We start from the raw sequence: 19,345 nt of genomic DNA on the forward strand, positions 1-19,345 counted from the left end.
AACGAGATAATGACAAAAGATTTTGCTGTACTACCTCAATCGGCAGGCAAACAGAAGAGGTAGCGAATTGGGCAACCAAGTCTACCCCAACCACCGCACAGGCGAGACGCCTGCGCTAGTTTCTTAAATCAAACACCGTATTTTTAGCCAGCATCCTGAGCTTTGGCACCTTTTACCCACCCCTTGATCCCCGCCCAAGCGGGGAAACTCTGTAGTATCTGTTGGGAGTGTATGCTGGATTTTGAAACTTATACGAACTTTTAGATTCCAGACTGCTTGGGAAGGACTAATCTTGGAAATATTTTCAACATTGCGTTCCCTTACCCTGCGGCGATGACTGTAAGAAAACCAACTTTACTTCTGTGAGCCGGAGGGCAAGGGACAGGGATTGGGTTATGAATACAGGCAGCCAAGTGTAATCCAACCACCGCACAGGCGAGACGCCTGCGCTAGTTCCTTGAATAAGATACCGAGGTTGTAGCTGGCAAGACCCCTTCAAAAAAGCCCTCTCAAATATATTTGCGATTTAGATTCATTTCAGTAAGTTAATTGCTGTTAAGTAAATAGGAGGAAAGACAGTGATCGTAGGTGTTTTAAAAGAGACGGCAGATTTCGAACGAAGAGTGGCCCTCACCCCGGAGATTTCAGAACAGCTTATCAAAAAGGGTCTGGAAGTCTGGGTTGAACCGGGAGCCGGAACGGCATCTAATTTTCCGGATCAACAATATAAAAATGCCGGAGCCACCATAGCCGGAGGACGTAATGAGATCCTCTCAAAAGCGGATATACTTCTTACCATCCAAACTCCGGCCGGTGAGGAACTCAGGCAATTGAAAAATGATGCCGTCTTGATCTGTTTCCTTTGGGCGCTGCAGCATCCTGAGCTGGTTGATCTGCTAAAAGAACTTGGAATTTCTGCATTAGGAATGGATGCGGTCCCCAGAATTTCACGCGCTCAGAATATGGATGCCCTTTCGTCTATGAGCTCCATCGCCGGATATAAAGCTGCCCTCATCGCGGCCAATGAACTCGATAAATACCTGCCGATGATGATGACCGCGGCCGGAACTATTCCCCCGGCTAAGTCACTGGTGCTTGGCGCCGGAGTTGCGGGATTGCAAGCCATCGCCACTCTAAAACGACTCGGCTCTGTCGTTGAAGCGTTCGATATCCGTCCCGAGGTGAAAGAACAGGTAGAGAGTTTGGGGGCGAAATTTGTGGAAGTGGAACTGGGGGAAGAAGAAACTCAAACCGAAGGCGGTTATGCCAAAGAACTGGATGAATCCAAACAGGATCTGCAGCGCAAAGTGATCCACGAGCACGCTAAGAAATCTGATATAATTGTTACCACAGCCCTCATTCCCGGCCGGCCCGCTCCTGTTTTGATCACCGAAGCCATGGTGAAGGACATGATGCCCGGTTCAGTGATCGTGGATATTGCCTCTGAAAATGGAGGGAATTGTGAATTGACCGAACATGGGAAGACCGTTGAGAAATACGGAGTGAATATCATTGGCCCGAACAACCTGCCAAGTCAGCTCTCACTGCACGCCAGCAAGCTGTACTCCAAGAATATGTATGCCCTTTTGGACCTGCTGATCGAAGACGGTAAACCGAATTTCAATTTTGAAGACGAAATATTGTTAAAAACCACCATCACGCATCAGGGCGAAGTCATCAGCCCCATGTTGAAAAGTGGTTAACAGGAAATGGTTATTGGTTAATTGGATCATGGGTCATTCACCAATTAAACGAATAACCAATCACAAATAACTAAGAACTATGTCGACACTCATATTCTCCCTTTTCATCTTTGTTCTGGCCTGTTTTATTGGCTTTGAGCTTATTTCTAAAGTGCCGCCGACTTTGCACACGCCCCTTATGAGTGGCGCCAATGCCATTTCGGGGATCACCATTGTGGGAGCCCTGATCGTAGCCGGTCATTCGGGCGTTGATTCCCAGCTCAGTCAGATCATTGGGTTTGTGGCCATCATCTTTGCCTCCATTAACGTAGTGGGTGGGTTTATGGTGACCGACCGCATGCTGGAAATGTTCAAGAAAAAGGGAGATGAGAAATGAGTCAGTTTATACCCGAATCGCTTCTGCCCTATTTACCAGATACCATTCAGATCATCTACCTGATCGCGACCTTTTTCTTTATTCGTGGGCTGAAATTATTGAATTCACCTGCAACAGCTAGAAAAGGAAATCAGTTAGCTGCCCTCGGGATGTTTATTGGTATTGTGGTCACACTCTTTGACCAACAGATCATCTCGTTCGAATGGATCATAGCCGGTATTCTGATCGGTGGGTTGATCGGTGCCGTACTGGCCAAAAAAGTGGCTATGACCGCCATGCCGGAACTGGTTGCCGTATTCAATGGATTTGGCGGCGGTGCTTCTGCACTCGTTGCCTGGGGTGAATTTTCCCGATTGGTTGATCCAACCACGATGACCCCGGACAGCCTGGTTACCACCGGTCTCGGTATCTTTATCGGTTCCCTTACTTTTACCGGAAGTTTCATTGCCTTTGGTAAACTCAAGGGCTTTATTTCCGGAAATGCCATCACCTTCCCGGGATTGAATATTATCAACATCGGTTCTATGATCGCCGTATTGGTTCTGATCGCATTTTTCACATTCGACCCAACCAACCAAACTATTTTTTGGGTCATCCTTGGGTTATCTCTGCTGATCGGTATCACTTCGGTTATCCCAATTGGCGGGGCTGATATGCCGGTGGTTATTTCATTGCTTAACTCCTACTCAGGACTGGCCGCCTCTATGGCCGGTTTTGTGATCGGTAATAACCTACTCATCATTGCCGGTGCACTTGTAGGGGCCGCCGGACTCATTCTTACACAAATTATGTGTAAAGCTATGAACCGCTCGCTGGCCAACGTGATCTTCGGAGCTTTCGGTGGGGATTCCGGCGGTTCAGCCGGTGGCGATGCCGGTGACAAAACGGTTCGTGAAACCTCAGCTGAGGATCTTGCTATACAGGTGGCCTATGCTTCTAAAGTGGTGATCGCACCGGGTTATGGCTTAGCTGTGGCACAAGCTCAACACGTACTCAAGGAAGTGGCCATGAAACTTGAGGAACGGGGCGTTCAAGTGAAATACGGCATCCATCCTGTAGCGGGACGTATGCCCGGACATATGAATGTGTTGCTTGCCGAAGCGGATGTTCCATACGATCAGCTACTCGATATGGATCAGATCAACCCTGAATTCAAGTCTACGGATGTAGTGCTGATCATTGGAGCCAACGATGTGGTCAATCCGGTTGCCAAGACAGAACCCGGTAGCCCGATCTACGGCATGCCCATTCTCAATGTGGATGAGGCCAAACGCACCGTCGTCTTCAAACGAAGTTTGAGTCCCGGTTACGCAGGTATTGATAATCCGTTATTCTATGATGAAAAAAATCAGATGTTTTTCGGGGATGCTAAGAAGAGTCTTCAGGCCCTGAATGAGGCACTCAATGATGTTTAGATTTTAGCTCTAGAACTGCATGTGTCCCCGCCTTTTGGAGTATTCTTGCAAAAAAGTGTCGGAAACAATCCCGCAACGCTTGGAGGTCTTTTAAACGCTCCAAGGTTGCTTATTGAATCATCTGAGTTCGAAATAATTTTGCTGAAGTTGTCATCCTTGTAGATGTTTTAGGTAATTCGTGGGCAATGTTGGTTAAGATGAAGACCCTGAAGGGGTCACATATAAATAGCCCGGGGTAAAACCGCATAAGCGGATGCAACCCTGGGATACATCCCCGAAATAGCAAAAACCCAAGCAACGAAAGATGCCAAAATATCACTTGGCTATCGCAGGGTTGGGGCAAGCGGGCACCAAAGCCACAAAAAAGTTGATTGCCCAAGCTTCGTTAAACGGGTTAGACTAAATTACCTTTTGGGCGAAGCTTTGTTTATTCATATTTCTAACCCCAGACTGCTTCCATGCTATCGCATTTCATTGGCCGAGGCTATTTATATGTGACCTGTGAGGAATTAAATAACGTGAGTTTGACGTAAAACTACCTCTTGGTTGTCACCCTGAGCGTATTCAATTTTTATTAGGTATAGGTTGTATTTCGCGAAGGGTCTCAAAGGTGGAGCTACTCGTTTGTATTATACGTTGAGATCCTTCGCGTTCACCCTAACATGCCAATTCAAAACCTAGGGCGCTCAGTATGACAACTATCAAGTGTATTCAAGAAAACCAGTCCTTAGAAAGATCTTCCCATTTAGGGTTTAAGTTTTCAAACATACATTATTTAGGATGCATTTATGCGAAGTTCTGTCGTATCTTTGATGCTCTAATTACCTCATCTACACATATCATTTAATATTTCAATGCGTCTTTATTTCAAAGCAGTACTGGCAGCACTATTTCTTACTATCATTGTCATTTCAAGCGGTTGTTTCAGCAATACCGATGAATGTAACTACGAATTGAACCTGACAGGGATCGATTCCGCTCAGCTTGATGAAGAAATTGCTGCCATCGATACCTATATCTCCGAAAATAATATCGAAAATGTACAGGAGCACTACTCAGGTCTCAGATATGTGATTGATGAACAGGGCACCGGTGAACTTCCCGAGCTTTGCAGTCAGGTTACCGTGAATTATCAGGGAAGACTCATGAGCGACGGGACCGTCTTTGACCAATCCCAAAACCCGGTCACCTTTCCGCTGAGAAATCTCATTTATGGCTGGCAGATTGGTATTCCCCTTCTGCAGTCCGGCGGTTCCATCACGCTTTATATTCCATCCGTTTACGCTTACGGCTCACGCGGTTCAGGTGAAAGCATCCCTCCTAATGCCAACCTCATCTTCGAGATCAGCCTGATCAACGTGGATTAAATTGCATTCCGCCTTCTTCACAATTTCTTCATAAACAAAACCTATCACGGTTTAAATGTTTATTGATTTGGTTCAGGCCTTGGGAATCAGTTACTTTCAAGTCTACTGAAGAGAAATTTAACGGAGAAAGAATGTCTATGGAAAACTCAAAGAACAACGAAGGTAAATGCCCTTTCCACCACGGAAATGGGGATGTACGTGAAGTTGCCGGGGGCGGAACAAAGATCCGCGATTGGTGGCCAAACAAATTGAACCTCGATATTTTACGTCAGCACTCAAATCTGTCTGACCCAATGGGTGAAGATTTTGACTATGCTGAAGAATTCAAATCACTGGATCTGAAGGCTGTCAAAAAAGATCTGACCGATCTGATGACCGATTCAAAAGACTGGTGGCCTGCCGACTGGGGGCACTATGGTCCGCTTATGATTCGTATGGCATGGCACAGTGCCGGTACTTACCGCGTGGCTGATGGCCGTGGCGGAGCGGGAACCGGGAATCAACGATTTGCACCCGTAAACAGCTGGCCCGATAACGTAAGTCTGGACAAAGCACGCCGACTGCTTTGGCCTATCAAGCAAAAATATGGCCGCAAACTTTCCTGGGCCGATCTGATGATCCTGGCCGGAAACGTGGCCCTCGAATCTATGGGCTTCGAAACATTTGGTTTTGCCGGCGGTCGTAAGGATGCCTGGGAACCTGAAAAAGATATCAACTGGGGACCTGAACAAGAGTGGCTGGCCAATGAGCGCCACGATGAGGATGGTAACCTGGAAGGCCGACTCGCCGCTGACCACATGGGTCTTATTTACGTGAATCCTGAAGGTCCCAATGGCGAACCGGATCCAAAAAAAGCGGCTAAATTTATTCGTCAGTCCTTCAAGCGCATGGCTATGGATGATGAAGAAACCGTAGCATTGATCGCCGGCGGACACACCTTTGGTAAAGTACACGGAGCGGCTCCTGAAGAACATAATGGTCCGGATCCGGAAGCAGCACCCATGGAAGAAATGGGACTTGGCTGGAAAAACGATTACGGAACCGGAAAAGGCGCTGATACCATCACCAGTGGACTGGAAGGTGCCTGGACCAACGAGCCTATCAAATGGGACATGGGATTCTTTGAGAACCTGTTTGAGTATGAGTGGGAACTGACCAAGAGTCCTGCAGGAAAATATCAGTGGGAACCTAAAGACGGAGCCGGCGACGGAACCGTGCCTGATGCCCACGATCCAAATAAGAAAAATGCTCCGATGATGCTCACCACGGATCTTGCTTTGATCGAAGATCCTGAGTATCGCAAGATCTCTGAGCGATTTTACAACAATCCGGATGAATTTGCAGACGTATTTGCACGTGCCTGGTTCAAACTGGTTCACCGTGATATGGGACCAAAATCCCGCTATTTAGGACCTGAAGTTCCTGAGGAAGATCTGCTTTGGCAAGATCCGATCCCGGCTGTGGATCATGAACTGATCGATGAAAAGGATGTTGAAGAACTGAAAGGCAAGATCCTGGATGCCGGACTTTCCGTATCTGAGCTGGTACGAACCGCCTGGGCTTCTGCTTCCACCTACCGCGATTCTGACAAGCGTGGCGGAGCAAATGGTGCCCGCGTTCGATTGGCTCCTCAAAAAGACTGGGATGTCAATAATCCGAACGAACTCAATAAAGTACTTGAAGCCCTTGAAGGCATTCAAGAATCATTCAACGATGCGCAGTCCGGAGACAAGAAAGTTTCCCTGGCTGACCTTATCGTACTGGGTGGATGTGCTGCTGTTGAAAAAGCAGCCAAAGATGCCGGTCACGATGTAACGGTACCATTTACTCCCGGACGAACCGATGCCACTGACGAACAAACCGATGTGGAATCCTTCGAATGGTTACGCCCAGAAGCAGACGGCTTCCGTAACTACTTCAAACCGCATGCACGTCGTGTAGCCACAGAAGAAGAAATGCTGGTTGACAAAGCTCAGCTGCTTTCTCTAACGGCTCCTGAAATGGCGGTTCTGGTTGGAGGAATGCGTGCACTGGATGCCAACTTTGACGGCTCCAAGCATGGCGTTTTCACCGACAAGCCCGGAACCCTCACCAACGACTTCTTCCTCAATCTCCTTGACCTGAGATATGAGTGGAAAGCCGTTTCTGAGGACGAGCGTCTGTTTGAAGCGAAAGACCGCGATAGTGGCGAAGTGAAATGGACGGCCACCCGTTCTGACCTGATCTTCGGTTCAAATTCCGAACTCCGTGCTGTTGCAGAAGCATACGGAAGTGAAGATTCCGAAGAGAAGTTCATTAACGACTTCGTGAAAGCATGGGATAAGGTGATGAACCTCGATCGTTTTGATCTGAAGTAACACTTAATTTTAATAAGTGATCTTTCAAAAGGCAGCCTGATCTTCAGGCTGCCTTTTTTATTGCTTGCTGTTTTTCACATTCCTAATAGAGCAAACCGTAGGGGCAATTCATGAATTTCCCCTACGGTTTGCTCTTTGACTCGGGAACTAAGCTGTTTCTCAGAACCTAATGGAGGGCCACATTCTAAACTATGCCATTTATAATCAGTATCTATTGCCCACTGTCCCTAATTCTCAATCAATATTCGTACCTTACTACAAATTATTACAACAAATTGTACCAGCTTGACTGAATAAATAGTCAGCTGCCACACATTAACAAAAGAGAAAAAACATGTCTGCCGAACATTTAACAAAAGAGAGTTTCCTGAAAAAAGTATTTGATTACGAGAACAATCAGGAATGGAATTATAAAGGGGAAAGACCTGCGATCATAGACTTTTATGCCGATTGGTGTGGTCCCTGCAAAATGGTAGCACCGATCATGGAAGAGCTATCTGAAGAATACGAAGGCTTAGTGGATATCTACAAGATCGATACGGAAGCGGAACAGGAGTTGGCTGCCGTGTTTGGGATCCGAAGTATTCCATCTATTCTATTTATTCCGGTTGATGGACAGCCACAGATGGCGGCCGGAGCCCTTCCAAAAGCTCAGTTTGTAAAACTGATCGAAGAGCAGTTCAACGTGGAGACACCTGCCTGATCTGTATTTATTTATTTGCAAGAATTAGACATTAAAAGCAGCCTGATCAATCAGGCTGCTTTTTTGTTTTAAAAATAATTTCTGAGAACAACTTATTTAACCTGAGTTCGAAATAATTTTTCTGAAGGTGTCATCCCTGTAGTTGTCGGGTAATTCGAGGACAATGTTGGTTAAGATGAAGACCCTGAAGGGGTCACATATGAATAGCCCAGGGTAAGAACGCGTAAGCGGATGCAACCCTGGGGTACATCCCCGAAATAGCAAAAACCCAAGCCACGAAAGGTGCCAAAATATCACAGGGCTATCGCAGGGTTGGGGCAAGCGGACACCAAAGCCACTAGAAAGTTCGTTGCCCAAGCTTCGTTAAACGGTACTGACTAAATCACCTTTTGGGCGAAGCTTTGTGTATTCATGTTTCTAACCCCGGCCTGCTTCAATGCTATCGCATTTCATTGGCCGGGGCTATTCATATGTGACCCCTTCAGGGTCGTACAGGAAAATGTTTAACATTCTGACCTCAATTAACCTAATACCTACAAGGGTGACCACCATGAGATAGTTTTATGTCGAAATCACGTTGTCTACTCAAACTCCTCACATTGCATGGTTAAGACCGGCGTGTTGTTAACAAATCTTCCCTTCACAGATTCAGGAAATAGAAATTGTCCCTTTACCCAAAAAAACACCACCCCGGAATTATCGGTTTTAACACTCTCGCATACATTCGTATCTATCGGAGTCAACTCATCTCTATCCGGAGAATAAGTGTAATAAATAGAGCTGATCTGAAATGTGACCTCAGAACCATCCTCATTTTTAAAGCTTTGAACCGGATCAAGACTGAATAACAACTCCTGATTTGGTGATGCTTTTACCTTATATAATAGTGACGCTTCTTTTTGAATGTGACCGGTTGGCTTCCCAAATATAAGCTGGCGACTCGCATACTTTCCGGTATTGTTCAGGGTGTCTGTGATCTCAATTTCGAGAAATTCTCCACTGATCCCTGTAACAACCTCAACCCTGATCTCCATTAACGAAGTGATATCCTGTGCCTGAACATGCACATTAAACCCTATAAAAATACATATGAACAGGATGCTGGCTTTCAGAAAACTCATAGGTCACACATTTACTCTGGTTATATAAAGTTCCTTCCCCAAATATATAACTCTCACAAACTGCTTAAGAGCCACTTATCCATAATTACGTTTAAAGATCTGAAAATCCCAAACTTAAAGTTTTCAGCAACCTTGCTGCGCCTTCCCTTTAGAAGTTAGATAATTCAATGGCAGAATTCTGCTCATTGTTCCTTCCTGACCCTGAAAGGGTCACATATGAATAACCCAGGGTAAAGCCCCATAAGCGGGAGCAACCCTGGGATAAATAGTCCAAAAAAAAGAAAACCCAAGAAAACACAGGTGCCAGTGTCTCTGTTGGTTTTCGCAGGGTTGTGGAAAATTGGTCATTAAAGAGAAGTTTGCCCAAGCTTCGTAAACCATCAGAGGTTTAAACATCTAACGGGCGAAGCTTTATTCAATGTACGCTTACTAACCCCGGACTGCTTCCATGCTATCGCAATTCATTGTCCGGGGTTATTCAAATGTGAACCGGTGTGGAAATAAATAACGTGAGTTCGACATAAACCCACCTCTTGGTTGTCAACCTGAGCGAATTCAATTGGAATTAGGTATAGGTTGTATTTCGCGAAGGGTCTCAAAGGTGGAGCTACTCGTTTGTATTATACGTTGAGATCACGCCAGTAGTCGGACACAGTCCATCGCGTTCACCATTCTACATCGAATATAACTGTTCGGGCGCTAGGATGACAACGTTTGAGGTTTGGGAACCATTGTTTTGAAAGTGTTAGGGCTGACTTTTACAGGTAATCCAAAATAAACGGTTCCATTCAGAAAATTGATTTACGGATTTCCACGGTCTCTCTAACACGACAATTAACATATTTTGTACTTGATATCTTCCTGATTGTTGGTAGTTTTGCATGCGTTAAATCACAAACATCAGGTCTATGAACTTCTCCACATTACGTAATTACCTTCTTACTTTAAGTTTGATATTTGGAACCCTGGGATGTTCAAATTCTCCGAGTATAGAACCCGGAGTTTCACTGGAACTCGCTCAGTTTCGAAAAGCCAATATTTCAAATATTACCTATGAATTATACTTCAATCTCCCTGCCGAACGATCGGAAACGATCGATGCCCAGGCAACCATCTCTTTTGACCTGAAAGAGGCAGGTCATCACATTCAACTCGATTTCCGCGATACGGACGACCACTTACATTCACTGTCTATCAATGGGGAGCAAGTTCAAATCACTTTCGTGAACGAGCATATAATTCTGCCTGCTGATCACCTGACTTCAGGGACCAACACCGTGGATATTGACTTTACAGCCGGTGAGTCTTCACTGAATCGTAATCCGGATTATTTGTACACTTTGTTTGTCCCCGACAGGGCCCGAACGGCGTTTCCATTGTTCGATCAACCTGACCTGAAAGCCGTTTTTGATCTCACCCTTGAGATCCCTAAACACTGGGAAGCCATTGCCAATGCCCCGGTCAACTATGAGCACGAATCTGATTCTACCAAAACCCTGAATTTTGCCCCTTCTGATCTGATCAGTTCCTATCTGTTTTCATTTGTAGCGGGCGATTTTGAGAAGATCACCCAATCCATAGATGACGTTGAAATGACCATGCTTCACAGAGAATCGGATCAGGATAAAACAGACCGAAACATAGATGACATCTTCCGTCTGCACAAAGCCTCACTCGACTGGCTGGAAGATTACACCGGTATCGATTACCCCTTTCAGAAGTTTGATTTCGCTCTCATTCCCTCTTTCCAATATGGAGGAATGGAGCACGTTGGGGCCATTCAGTATAATGCCTCATCCCTCTTTCTGGATGAAGACCCTTCCGATTCACAATTACTGAGCCGGGCCAGCCTGATCGCTCATGAAACGGCTCATATGTGGTTTGGAGACCTGGTGACCATGGAGTGGTTCAACGATGTGTGGACCAAAGAGGTTTTCGCCAATTTTATGGCAGCAAAGATCGTCAACCCGGGTTTTCCGGAGATCGATCATGACCTGAATTTCCTGCTTCGGCATCATCCAAGTGCCTATTCTGTGGACCGAACCGAGGGGGCAAATCCCATCCGGCAACATCTTGAAAACCTTAATGAAGCCGGACAAATGTATGGTGCTATCATCTATAACAAAGCTCCCATCATGATGCGGCAACTTGAGTTACTGGTTGGAGAAGACCTTTTCAGGGAAGGTATGCAGGAATATCTGAGCACCTATGCCTTCGATAATGCCACCTGGCCGGATCTGATCGATATTTTGGATCAAAAAGTTGAACAAGATCTGAAATCCTGGAGTGAGGTGTGGGTGAATACTCCCGGCCGTCCTCATTTCAGTTATGAATTCAGGGAAGATGAACTTCCCGGACGGGAACCGCTTCGTTATGATATTTTGGTGCAAACTAATCCGGCCGGTATGGAACGAGTATGGCCTCAACAGGTTGGCATATGGACGATCAGTCCGCGGGATAGCTCCTTCAAATTCTTTGATATCCTGAGCGATGAACCATCCAAATTTGCGACTTTGGACGAATTGAATGCCGAAACTAAAGTCTTCAATGCCAATGGCCGTGGTTACGGGTTATTTCCTGCCGATCTTGAAACGCTACAATACTGGCAACACCTGCGTAATGTTCGGAAAGGCTCTCATCTCATCAACCTGTACGAAAATATGCTGGAACAAAATGAGGTAGATCCGATCGGATTTTATCATAAACTGCTGGAATTGATACAGGTCGAGGAAAATCAGCTGCTTCAAAATCAGATCCTCGGTTACATTGAGACCATTTACTGGAGATTTTTAACGGAAAATGAAAGGACAAACCTCTCAACAGAAACCGAACGAATCCTCTGGGAACAGATGATGAGTCAGTCTGAAAGCTCTAAAAAGAAATTGTTCTTTAATGCCTTTAGGGATATTGCTCTTTCTACAGAAGAGATACAAAAGATATATGATATCTGGGCGGGTGAACTTGAGATTGAGGGACTCAACCTGTCAGAGTCAGATTATATCTCAATAGCCGGTAACTTAGCTGTAAAATTACCGGAACAAGCCTCTGAGATCATTTCAAAACAGACGGAGCAGATCGAGAATGAAGATCGCAAACGTCGGTTCGAATTTATAAGTCCTGCACTGTCAAATGATCAACAAACTCGGGATGAATTCTTTGAATCACTGACAGAAGAAGAAAACCGGCAGGTTGAATCGTGGGTTCTCGGTGCTTTAGGATACCTGCATCACCCGCTTCGTGTAGAAGATTCTGAGAAGTACATTCAACCAAGCCTGGAACTGCTTCAGGAAATTCAGGTCACCGGCGATATCTTTTTCCCAAAACGCTGGCTGGATGTAACACTTGGAAACTACGCTTCTGATTCATCCGTGGAAACTGTGCGTACTTTTCTGGATGAACGTCACGATTATAACGATCAGTTGCGAATGAAGATCCTGCAGGCTGCGGATGGGATGTTTCGGGCGAACAGGATCAAGAGTTGAATTAAGCCTTACTTGTTTTTGCTTCAAATTTTCTTGCCCTACCGGGGCGAATGCGATTCGCCCTTACGGTAGTACATTCTCCCGTTCCCAACATCTGGGTTGGGAACGAGTGTAAGATCTAAAGCTCTACACTAAATACATCGATCCTGGTCTCAGGATCACGATCTACCAAATACAATTTATTATTTCGGACAGCATGAAGTTGACTTTCGGAGGGCAGCATTACACGACCAAGCGGATCTCCTTTATAATTCAACACCACATATTCTATCCCATCTTCAGTTTCATCAATTTGCAACCAAAACCTATTGTTATCATCCAATAAAACTCGGGTAAAGGGTGGTTTTACATCCCTTATCAGTTCCCGGCGATCTCTTCGTTCTGTGCTACTGATTTCAGGAAAATAATAATCCATATCGGCATCTGTGACTAATCGGTCTTTCACGTTCAAATTTAGTTGGTGCTCTAAATCAAAATTTTCATCATAAATTTCGATAGATGAGCTTGAAGGTCGTTGAACCATGATTCGTTTACCGGGAAGAGGGATCATATATTCTGAGTAACGATAGGGCAAAGAACTATAATTCATCGTATTTCCGTCTTCTGAAATTTGAACATAAGAAGAGTGAGTTTCTATAGATAAAACTTTCTCTTCGACTCTTAGGCTATCCCCTTCAACCCGGACAAGGTGTATAAAATCGGTAGTAAATTCTGGTGGAACTGTACCAAAAGGTATTCGAACCGAATCTACACTTATGTAAAAAGCACTGAAATCATCTGTGGAGTGAATACCACGTAATACCCCGGGAAGCCGAAGCGTATGATCTGTATAATATTCGTAGATACCTTCATCATTAGGGCGATATTCCGTCAACATGCCATTGTTGTTACTCATTACCAATAGCTTACCATTAAAATGCGCGTTAGCATTCTGGGTCAATTCTCCGGGTCCTCTTCCCTCTCTCGCTACCTGTGCAACATAGTTCCCCAGGCTATCGAATTGATGGATCGATTTTTCCATGCGCTCTGATACCAGGATATCTCCATTCTTCGTAAGAAACATCCTTGTTACCCATGCAGGAATGTAATCCTCCGATTCTGTAATACTAAAATCTTTTACCAATTCTATCATGGGGATAGTGTCATAATCCAACACTTCTTTTCGTGGCTTTTCAGAGCTGCAAGAATTAATAACAATAAATGAAAAAATGACAACTAACAGAGAATGCCTATGCTTGTTTTGAATGAACATGTTTAAATCATTTTCGTTGAAACTGAAAACCCTGACAGGCCTAATATATCTTATTGATACTACAAATTCTATGTAATTAGTAGCTTATGGGTGGGCAGTATTAATCAGTAACTGGGGATCAAAAGAGAGTTAACGCTTGTTCCTTACATCCCTGCTGGAAACGAGATAATGCCCTACCGGGGCGAATGCGATTCGCCTTTACGGTAGTAGCAGTAGTAGCAGGAATAATGAATCAAATAACCTATCCTTAAACCGCACCCCGTAGAGACTTCATGCATGGTGTCTCTACGGGGTGGGGTTTGTTATTCCACTGCATCTTCGTGATAATGCTGCATCGCCTTCAAAAAAGAAACTGTAGCCAGAAACCCACATATCGTAAATACCAGAAGCAATGCTTTTGATGGTCCATACAGATCCGTAAACACATGATCGATGAGCCAGCCGGTTACGGGCGGACCGATCCCGAATCCCACAATGCTGATCACAAATAAATAAACGGCACCGGCCATCCCTCTCATATCAGACTTCACAAAATATTGTATGAGAGCCGCAGCCACTCCATTGTATGATGAGGCGATCACATTCCCGATCCCAATGAGTATAAATGCCATCGTTACCGACTCGGCCATCAACCCGAAATAATAGAATGGGAGCCCGCCCAAAGCTGCTACAATCCCCATCACAAAGCGTTTCTCCGGGCCGTATTTTATGGCCAATTTATCGGCCAGCCATCCGGATAGGTTCACCCCAACCCCTGCAAGGAACATGAACCACCCGTATTGAGATATCATGGACGGAGCCTGAAACGTATCGTTCAAAACGGTTCCAATAAAAGCTAAAATGGTATAACCACTGAGGGAAAGCAGTGAAAATCCGGCGAGATAATACCGCACACTTTTCTTCTTCAGGATAAATCTAAGCACATTAAAAAACTCCGAAGCTTTACGATCACTTTTACCGGACTTCCTCTCCGGTTCTCGGATCAACAAAAACCCAATAGCTGCGATCACCAAACCGGGCCAACCTACGATCTTCATGGCCTCCCGCCAGTCATAGGCTTCTGCTACGGAGCCACCGATCAAAAAAGAGAGACCTACCCCAACAAAGATCCCGGAGGCGTACACTGAGAATACTCGGGCTCTTTTTTCGGGAGGGAAATAATCAGCAAGCAAAGAATAAACGGCGGGACTTAATGCCGACTGGCTTACCCCTACAAAAATTCGTGCTGTCACAAGAAACACGAAAGAGCTGGCAAACCCACTGGCAACGGTCATCAGGCTCCAGATCACCAACCCAATGAGAATGATCCGTTTCCGGGAAAACTGATCAGCAAACCATCCCATAAAAATCCCGCAAACGGCATAAATCAGGGAAAAAGCCGGGCCGTAGAGCACACCGATCTGTGTATTAGTGAAACCGAGGTCATCCCGAATGGCAGTCCCCAAAACAGCCACGATCTGTCGGTCAACGAAGCTTGAGATGTAGATCAGGAATAGGAGCCCTAATACCAGCCAGGCGTAAATGTGGGGGTTGCGCGCTTCAAGTTTATCGTAGATAAATTTCATGGGGCTAAGATAGAGTACTGATGTATTGGATGGAAGTGGAAATGAATATCGAACATTCAACCAGGAATATTGAATATTGAAGTTTACGGAGTATGAAATTAAGCTAAAGAGTCTTCTCCCCTAAGTTTAGGGAAAAACAAAGAGGGGTTGCCGAGGCGGGCAACCAAATTAAATGACTCGAACCGGAGGTCCGGGCGGGCGTTCTCCCGATTTGATCGGGATGGTTGGGAATGAGGTTAATGAGGCTAGACGAGGTAGAACCTGCGAGCGTCCCTCGGTCCTCGCAGCGTTCGGAAACGAATGATGTAGTCAACTACCCGCAACGCTCGAAGGACCTAACGGACGCTTCGAGGGTGCTCCTATCTTATAAGTCTGATCAAGTAAACAATTGATCGATCCAACCTACCCCCTTTTGAGTGTTCGAGGCAGAACAATTAAGTGCTACTCAAAAGAGTGTCTATCTCATTCATTAAAAAAAGTGAACATTCTTCATCTAAAAAACTCACATTAAGGGTATTAAAATGGTTATTTTCAGTGCTAACAAAATTTTGATCTATAAAAACTCACTCATTCATCATGAAAGTTGGAATTTTAGGTGCCACCGGTGCGGTAGGACAGAAATTTATTCGATTACTTCAGGGACATCCATGGTTTGAAATCGAAGCCCTGGGAGCTTCCAAACGATCAGCAGGTAAAAAATATAAAGACGCAGCCAATTGGATCGAAGACGTCGTGTTACCTGAGCAAGTAAAGGAGATGACCGTTAAGAACTGTGAGCCTTCTGAATTTAGTGAGGTAGATTTTGTCTTCTCAGGGTTGGATTCATCGGTTGCCGGAGAAATTGAGAAAGCGTTTGCCTCTGCCGGTATCCCGGTCATCTCAAATGCCAAGAATTATCGTCAGGATCCTACGGTTCCGCTGCTTATTCCTGAGATCAATCCGGATCATACCGAACTCATCAAAAAACAGACTTTCACCAAAAATGGGAGCGGATGGATCGTGACAAACCCAAACTGTGTAGCGGTGCCTCTTGCCATTTCACTGAAACCCTTGTACGATGCCTTTGGGATCGAAGCACTTATCCTCACCACCATGCAGGCCATTTCCGGAGCGGGTTATCCCGGAGTGGCGAGCCTTGACATTTTAGGTAATGTGATTCCATTTATTTCAGGAGAAGAGCCAAAAGTTGGCCCTGAAACCCGAAAACTTCTAAGCACTCTTGAAGGCAGTACCTTAGCAAAACCACATTTCCCGGTTCAGGCTTCGGCAACCAGGGTGCCAACTATTAACGGTCATATGATCTCAGCAACCGTGAAGCTGGAAAACCCACCTTCAAACTTTGAAGAACTGAAAGCGGCGTACACAAACTGGAGAAATCCGATCGCTGATCTTGACCTGCCCTTCTCTCCAAAAGAACTATATAAGTTACATGAGGAAGAAAAATATCCACAGCCCCGTTTACACGCCGATGCTGAAAACGGAATGCAGTTGCATTTAGGGCGCCTCAGAAAGGCCGAGGTTTTTGATGTCAGTTTTGTGGCCATGGCACATAATACCATTCGAGGTGCGGCCGGCGGGGCGATCCTGAATGCTGAATTATTGGTGAAGAAAGGGTTTCTGAAATAGGATCATTAACTCTGCTAATGTAGTGACGCCCGATCTTGCGTCACTACATTATAGATATACATTTATTATTCCCTATCCATTTCATCGAGGCGCTTCTGCGACATATAGAGATTCAGCTTGGTCGATAGTCGTATGGCCTCTCCTTTGTCTCGCCTCTTTACATTTAACTTTATCTTTCCCTGTACGCTACCGGGCAACGGCTCCAGAAAAGCCCACTTATCAGCTTCAACGATCAGTTTCCCACCTGTAAAAAGAAACCCCTTTTTGTATTTCATTTTTTTGATGTTATCAATATGGATGGCAAATTTGGACAGATTGCTCAGGCCGTTACCCATGGCGTCATACACCTTATATTCAAACAACAGTTCGTCATCAGAATAACTGATAATACCCTTCACTTCCTTGACCTTCACATTCAGGTCATCTGATTCATACATCGAATAATTATAGGGAATACTCATTGATCACCATCCAGTTCCTGAAGTTTCTTTTCTGATAATTTTAAATTGAGATTTGATGAAATACGAGTCGCTACCTCACGATGTTTCCTTTTTACTTTTAATACTCTTTCGATCAGGTCTTTCCCCGGCAGATCTTTAAAGCTGGATGCAGACTTACCGTGCAAAATCAATTTTGCACTGAACCATCCTTTTTTTAATTCCAACATATCTATTTCTGAAAGCGGGATCTCTACACTTTTAAGGTCAGACTGATATGCCTCCAGAACGGCATCTTTTTTATGGAATTCAAACAGCAAACGATCCTCTTTCACTCTCAGAATTCCCTCCAGTTTCATGAACCCGCCGTTCAAATTGTCGATCGTAAAGGGAAGCGCCCTCATATTGTCACCTGATTTTTATTCATTTAGGCCAAATAATATTGTATTAAAAAAAGTACAAAAATTTTGTAAGGAGTTCCTATCTCATCGCTCTAACTCTACGGTTAATGATTTCGGGGTGTAACTAGTCAAATGATGAGGATTTTAGAGTATCCTCATAGTCCTTCCAGGGGTAAAGGGTTGAAAGTCCTTTTACCCTATTTTTTTATAAAAAGTTTAGAGAAAAGCTCACCTCATTTTTTTAGATTGGCCACAAACCATTATGCATTTTGATAGATCTAAAAAACAGCATATCGCACATTATTACAAAGGTTTCTTCTGTTCCTTTGCTTTCGGGGCCGATCGTGAAAATAGGTTCAAAAATTCTGCCACCCCCGTTTCTTAGAAACGACATGGAATTCAAGTACGGTGTATGGCAGGGAACCTCTACGATAAAGGGAAGTGATGGCAGATATTTAGGTGAAGACAATGCCATACCTGCATTTTACTGCGAAACCATTCCTACTGAATACCACCTCTGCAAATTTGGTGATAGTCGTGACGGCAAGCAGTATAATATGACGGCCCTGCACGATATGATGAGAATTTGGCCTGCGTTGATGACTCTTATAGATCGGTACAGGAATTATTACAGACAAGTATTTGACATCAGATATGACCACCTTACAACGGCTGATCTTTACATATTTTCTAAATTACTGGTGGCTTCTACCGCATATCTGATCCGTAACCATAAGTTTGAATATAAACACGAGTACGTACCTGTTGAGTTTACTTCCCAAACCAAACTGGTAGCCGGAGTTTTTATGATCGGCCGGACCATGATAGAGCGTGGCGACGATCATTTTAACGACTCTGAACCGGCCAAAGCCAACCTTCTATATGAATACGCAGATAAACACCACATCCTCATCTCTCCCCGTGATAAAGGTTATGCCTGCGCCGGCAGTATCCGAAAGATCAAGGAGCTGATTGATGTCATGATCCGGGGCCGGGAATCTGAGACTTCATCAACTATTCAGGAAGATGTCCTGTCCACCGTTGACGAAACCTATCGTTCCGCATTTGATTACGGACTCATCGCCCTTCAACTCGAACTCACCATTAAATATGCTGAAGCCATTACTCTTGAAGCATTGTTGAGTGACGAAACTCAGTCTTTATCTGCAGATCCTAAACAAAGGATCTCAGACCACCTTGCAAATAATTATTCCTGTGAATTCTTGGACCTTGATTCAATTTCACGACATAAAAGTAAACTTAAACTTCTTACCGGAAAGCTTGAGATCGATCTGCCTGAACCGACCATAAGGTTTGAGAAAGGGGTCTCATTCCAGGATTTTTACTTCAACTATCTGGAACAGATCAGAATTTTAGCTTTCGACCTTCAGAATAGGATCAATACACTTCTGGATATTGATCCTTTAAAAACGCTTTCTCTTAAAAAAGTAAACAAGCGTCTGAATATTGTACCCAAAGATATTTTCAACCTTTTTATCAAAAGCAGGTAACTAACATGTTCTAATAACTCATAACATTG

At 44.7% G+C, this 19,345-nt stretch carries 14 protein-coding genes; 9 read left to right on the forward strand and 5 right to left on the reverse strand.

The annotated features are described in order from the left end of the window. The first annotated feature begins 578 nt into the window (after nucleotides 1–578). The 6 genes from C3B73_RS00020 to trxA all read left to right on the forward strand — a co-directional run bounded on the left by C3B73_RS00020 (nucleotide 579) and on the right by trxA (nucleotide 7,921). The gene (locus C3B73_RS00020; RefSeq protein WP_103663586.1) at nucleotides 579–1,703 is read left to right on the forward strand and encodes a Re/Si-specific NAD(P)(+) transhydrogenase subunit alpha; all 1,125 of its coding nucleotides are present in this window, start codon (nucleotides 579–581) and stop codon (nucleotides 1,701–1,703) included. 79 nt (nucleotides 1,704–1,782) lie between these two features. Next, nucleotides 1,783–2,079: an NAD(P) transhydrogenase subunit alpha gene (locus tag C3B73_RS00025; protein WP_103663587.1), complete on the forward strand. Its 297-nt coding sequence runs from the start codon at nucleotides 1,783–1,785 to the stop codon at nucleotides 2,077–2,079. Continuing rightward, complete coding sequence (locus C3B73_RS00030) at nucleotides 2,076–3,494, forward strand: NAD(P)(+) transhydrogenase (Re/Si-specific) subunit beta (RefSeq protein WP_103663588.1); 1,419 nt, start codon at nucleotides 2,076–2,078, stop codon at nucleotides 3,492–3,494. Before C3B73_RS00025 ends, C3B73_RS00030 begins: the two co-directional genes overlap by 4 nt. A gap of 854 nt (nucleotides 3,495–4,348) precedes the next feature. Further along, nucleotides 4,349–4,861, forward strand: coding sequence for an FKBP-type peptidyl-prolyl cis-trans isomerase (locus C3B73_RS00035; RefSeq protein ID WP_103663589.1), 513 nt, complete (start codon nucleotides 4,349–4,351; stop codon nucleotides 4,859–4,861). 137 nt (nucleotides 4,862–4,998) lie between these two features. Continuing rightward, nucleotides 4,999–7,218 carry a catalase/peroxidase HPI gene (katG, locus tag C3B73_RS00040; RefSeq protein ID WP_157939372.1) on the forward strand — a complete coding sequence of 740 codons (2,220 nt, stop codon included), beginning with the start codon at nucleotides 4,999–5,001 and terminating at the stop codon, nucleotides 7,216–7,218. Nucleotides 7,219–7,552: 334 nt separating this feature from the next. Beyond that, on the forward strand, nucleotides 7,553–7,921 hold the full coding sequence (gene trxA / locus C3B73_RS00045; RefSeq protein ID WP_103663591.1) for a thioredoxin: 369 nt from the start codon (nucleotides 7,553–7,555) through the stop codon (nucleotides 7,919–7,921). Nucleotides 7,922–8,502: 581 nt separating this feature from the next. On the opposite strand, the gene C3B73_RS00050 is transcribed toward trxA, so the two are convergent. After that, on the reverse strand, nucleotides 8,503–9,042 hold the full coding sequence (locus tag C3B73_RS00050; protein ID WP_103663592.1) for a hypothetical protein: 540 nt from the start codon (nucleotides 9,040–9,042) through the stop codon (nucleotides 8,503–8,505). Nucleotides 9,043–9,950: 908 nt separating this feature from the next. Between C3B73_RS00050 and C3B73_RS00055 the strand changes: the two genes are divergently transcribed. After that, on the forward strand, nucleotides 9,951–12,524 hold the full coding sequence (locus C3B73_RS00055; RefSeq protein WP_103663593.1) for a M1 family metallopeptidase: 2,574 nt from the start codon (nucleotides 9,951–9,953) through the stop codon (nucleotides 12,522–12,524). A 118-nt stretch (nucleotides 12,525–12,642) separates the two neighbouring features. Here C3B73_RS00055 and C3B73_RS00060 read toward each other — a convergent pair whose 3' ends face one another. Together C3B73_RS00060 and C3B73_RS00065 are read right to left on the reverse strand one after the other, a co-directional pair. Further along, nucleotides 12,643–13,656 (reverse strand): hypothetical protein, encoded by a 1,014-nt coding sequence (locus C3B73_RS00060; RefSeq protein ID WP_157939373.1) that lies wholly within the window; start codon nucleotides 13,654–13,656, stop codon nucleotides 12,643–12,645. A gap of 422 nt (nucleotides 13,657–14,078) precedes the next feature. Then, a complete protein-coding gene (locus C3B73_RS00065) occupies nucleotides 14,079–15,341 on the reverse strand; it encodes a spinster family MFS transporter (RefSeq protein ID WP_103663595.1) in 1,263 nt (420 codons plus the stop codon). A gap of 576 nt (nucleotides 15,342–15,917) precedes the next feature. Between C3B73_RS00065 and asd the strand changes: the two genes are divergently transcribed. Beyond that, complete coding sequence (asd, locus tag C3B73_RS00070) at nucleotides 15,918–16,967, forward strand: aspartate-semialdehyde dehydrogenase (protein ID WP_103663596.1); 1,050 nt, start codon at nucleotides 15,918–15,920, stop codon at nucleotides 16,965–16,967. Nucleotides 16,968–17,032: 65 nt separating this feature from the next. On the opposite strand, the gene C3B73_RS00075 is transcribed toward asd, so the two are convergent. Both C3B73_RS00075 and C3B73_RS00080 read right to left on the reverse strand, forming a co-directional pair. Beyond that, a complete protein-coding gene (locus C3B73_RS00075) occupies nucleotides 17,033–17,428 on the reverse strand; it encodes a hypothetical protein (RefSeq protein WP_103663597.1) in 396 nt (131 codons plus the stop codon). Then, complete coding sequence (locus C3B73_RS00080; RefSeq protein WP_103663598.1) at nucleotides 17,425–17,808, reverse strand: hypothetical protein; 384 nt, start codon at nucleotides 17,806–17,808, stop codon at nucleotides 17,425–17,427. Before C3B73_RS00080 ends, C3B73_RS00075 begins: the two co-directional genes overlap by 4 nt. A 389-nt stretch (nucleotides 17,809–18,197) precedes the next feature. On the opposite strand from C3B73_RS00080, the gene C3B73_RS00085 reads away from it, so the two are divergent. Beyond that, complete coding sequence (locus C3B73_RS00085; RefSeq protein WP_103663599.1) at nucleotides 18,198–19,316, forward strand: hypothetical protein; 1,119 nt, start codon at nucleotides 18,198–18,200, stop codon at nucleotides 19,314–19,316. The last annotated feature ends 29 nt before the right edge of the window (nucleotides 19,317–19,345 follow it).

Origin of the sequence: Gracilimonas amylolytica (assembly GCF_002911695.1) — a bacterium.
GTDB classification, from domain to species: domain Bacteria; phylum Bacteroidota; class Rhodothermia; order Balneolales; family Balneolaceae; genus Gracilimonas; species Gracilimonas amylolytica.

Coding starts and splice junctions, on each gene's coding strand:
- C3B73_RS00025 (WP_103663587.1), top strand. CDS start 1,783: ATGTCGACACTCATATTCTCCCTTTTCATCTTTGTTCTGGCCTGTTTT.
- C3B73_RS00030 (WP_103663588.1), top strand. CDS start 2,076: ATGAGTCAGTTTATACCCGAATCGCTTCTGCCCTATTTACCAGATACC.
- C3B73_RS00035 (WP_103663589.1), top strand. CDS start 4,349: ATGCGTCTTTATTTCAAAGCAGTACTGGCAGCACTATTTCTTACTATC.
- katG (WP_157939372.1), top strand. CDS start 4,999: ATGGAAAACTCAAAGAACAACGAAGGTAAATGCCCTTTCCACCACGGA.
- trxA (WP_103663591.1), top strand. CDS start 7,553: ATGTCTGCCGAACATTTAACAAAAGAGAGTTTCCTGAAAAAAGTATTT.
- C3B73_RS00050 (WP_103663592.1), bottom strand. CDS start 9,042: ATGAGTTTTCTGAAAGCCAGCATCCTGTTCATATGTATTTTTATAGGG.
- C3B73_RS00055 (WP_103663593.1), top strand. CDS start 9,951: ATGAACTTCTCCACATTACGTAATTACCTTCTTACTTTAAGTTTGATA.
- C3B73_RS00060 (WP_157939373.1), bottom strand. CDS start 13,656: ATGATAGAATTGGTAAAAGATTTTAGTATTACAGAATCGGAGGATTAC.
- C3B73_RS00065 (WP_103663595.1), bottom strand. CDS start 15,341: ATGAAATTTATCTACGATAAACTTGAAGCGCGCAACCCCCACATTTAC.
- asd (WP_103663596.1), top strand. CDS start 15,918: ATGAAAGTTGGAATTTTAGGTGCCACCGGTGCGGTAGGACAGAAATTT.
- C3B73_RS00075 (WP_103663597.1), bottom strand. CDS start 17,428: ATGAGTATTCCCTATAATTATTCGATGTATGAATCAGATGACCTGAAT.
- C3B73_RS00080 (WP_103663598.1), bottom strand. CDS start 17,808: ATGAGGGCGCTTCCCTTTACGATCGACAATTTGAACGGCGGGTTCATG.
- C3B73_RS00085 (WP_103663599.1), top strand. CDS start 18,198: ATGGAATTCAAGTACGGTGTATGGCAGGGAACCTCTACGATAAAGGGA.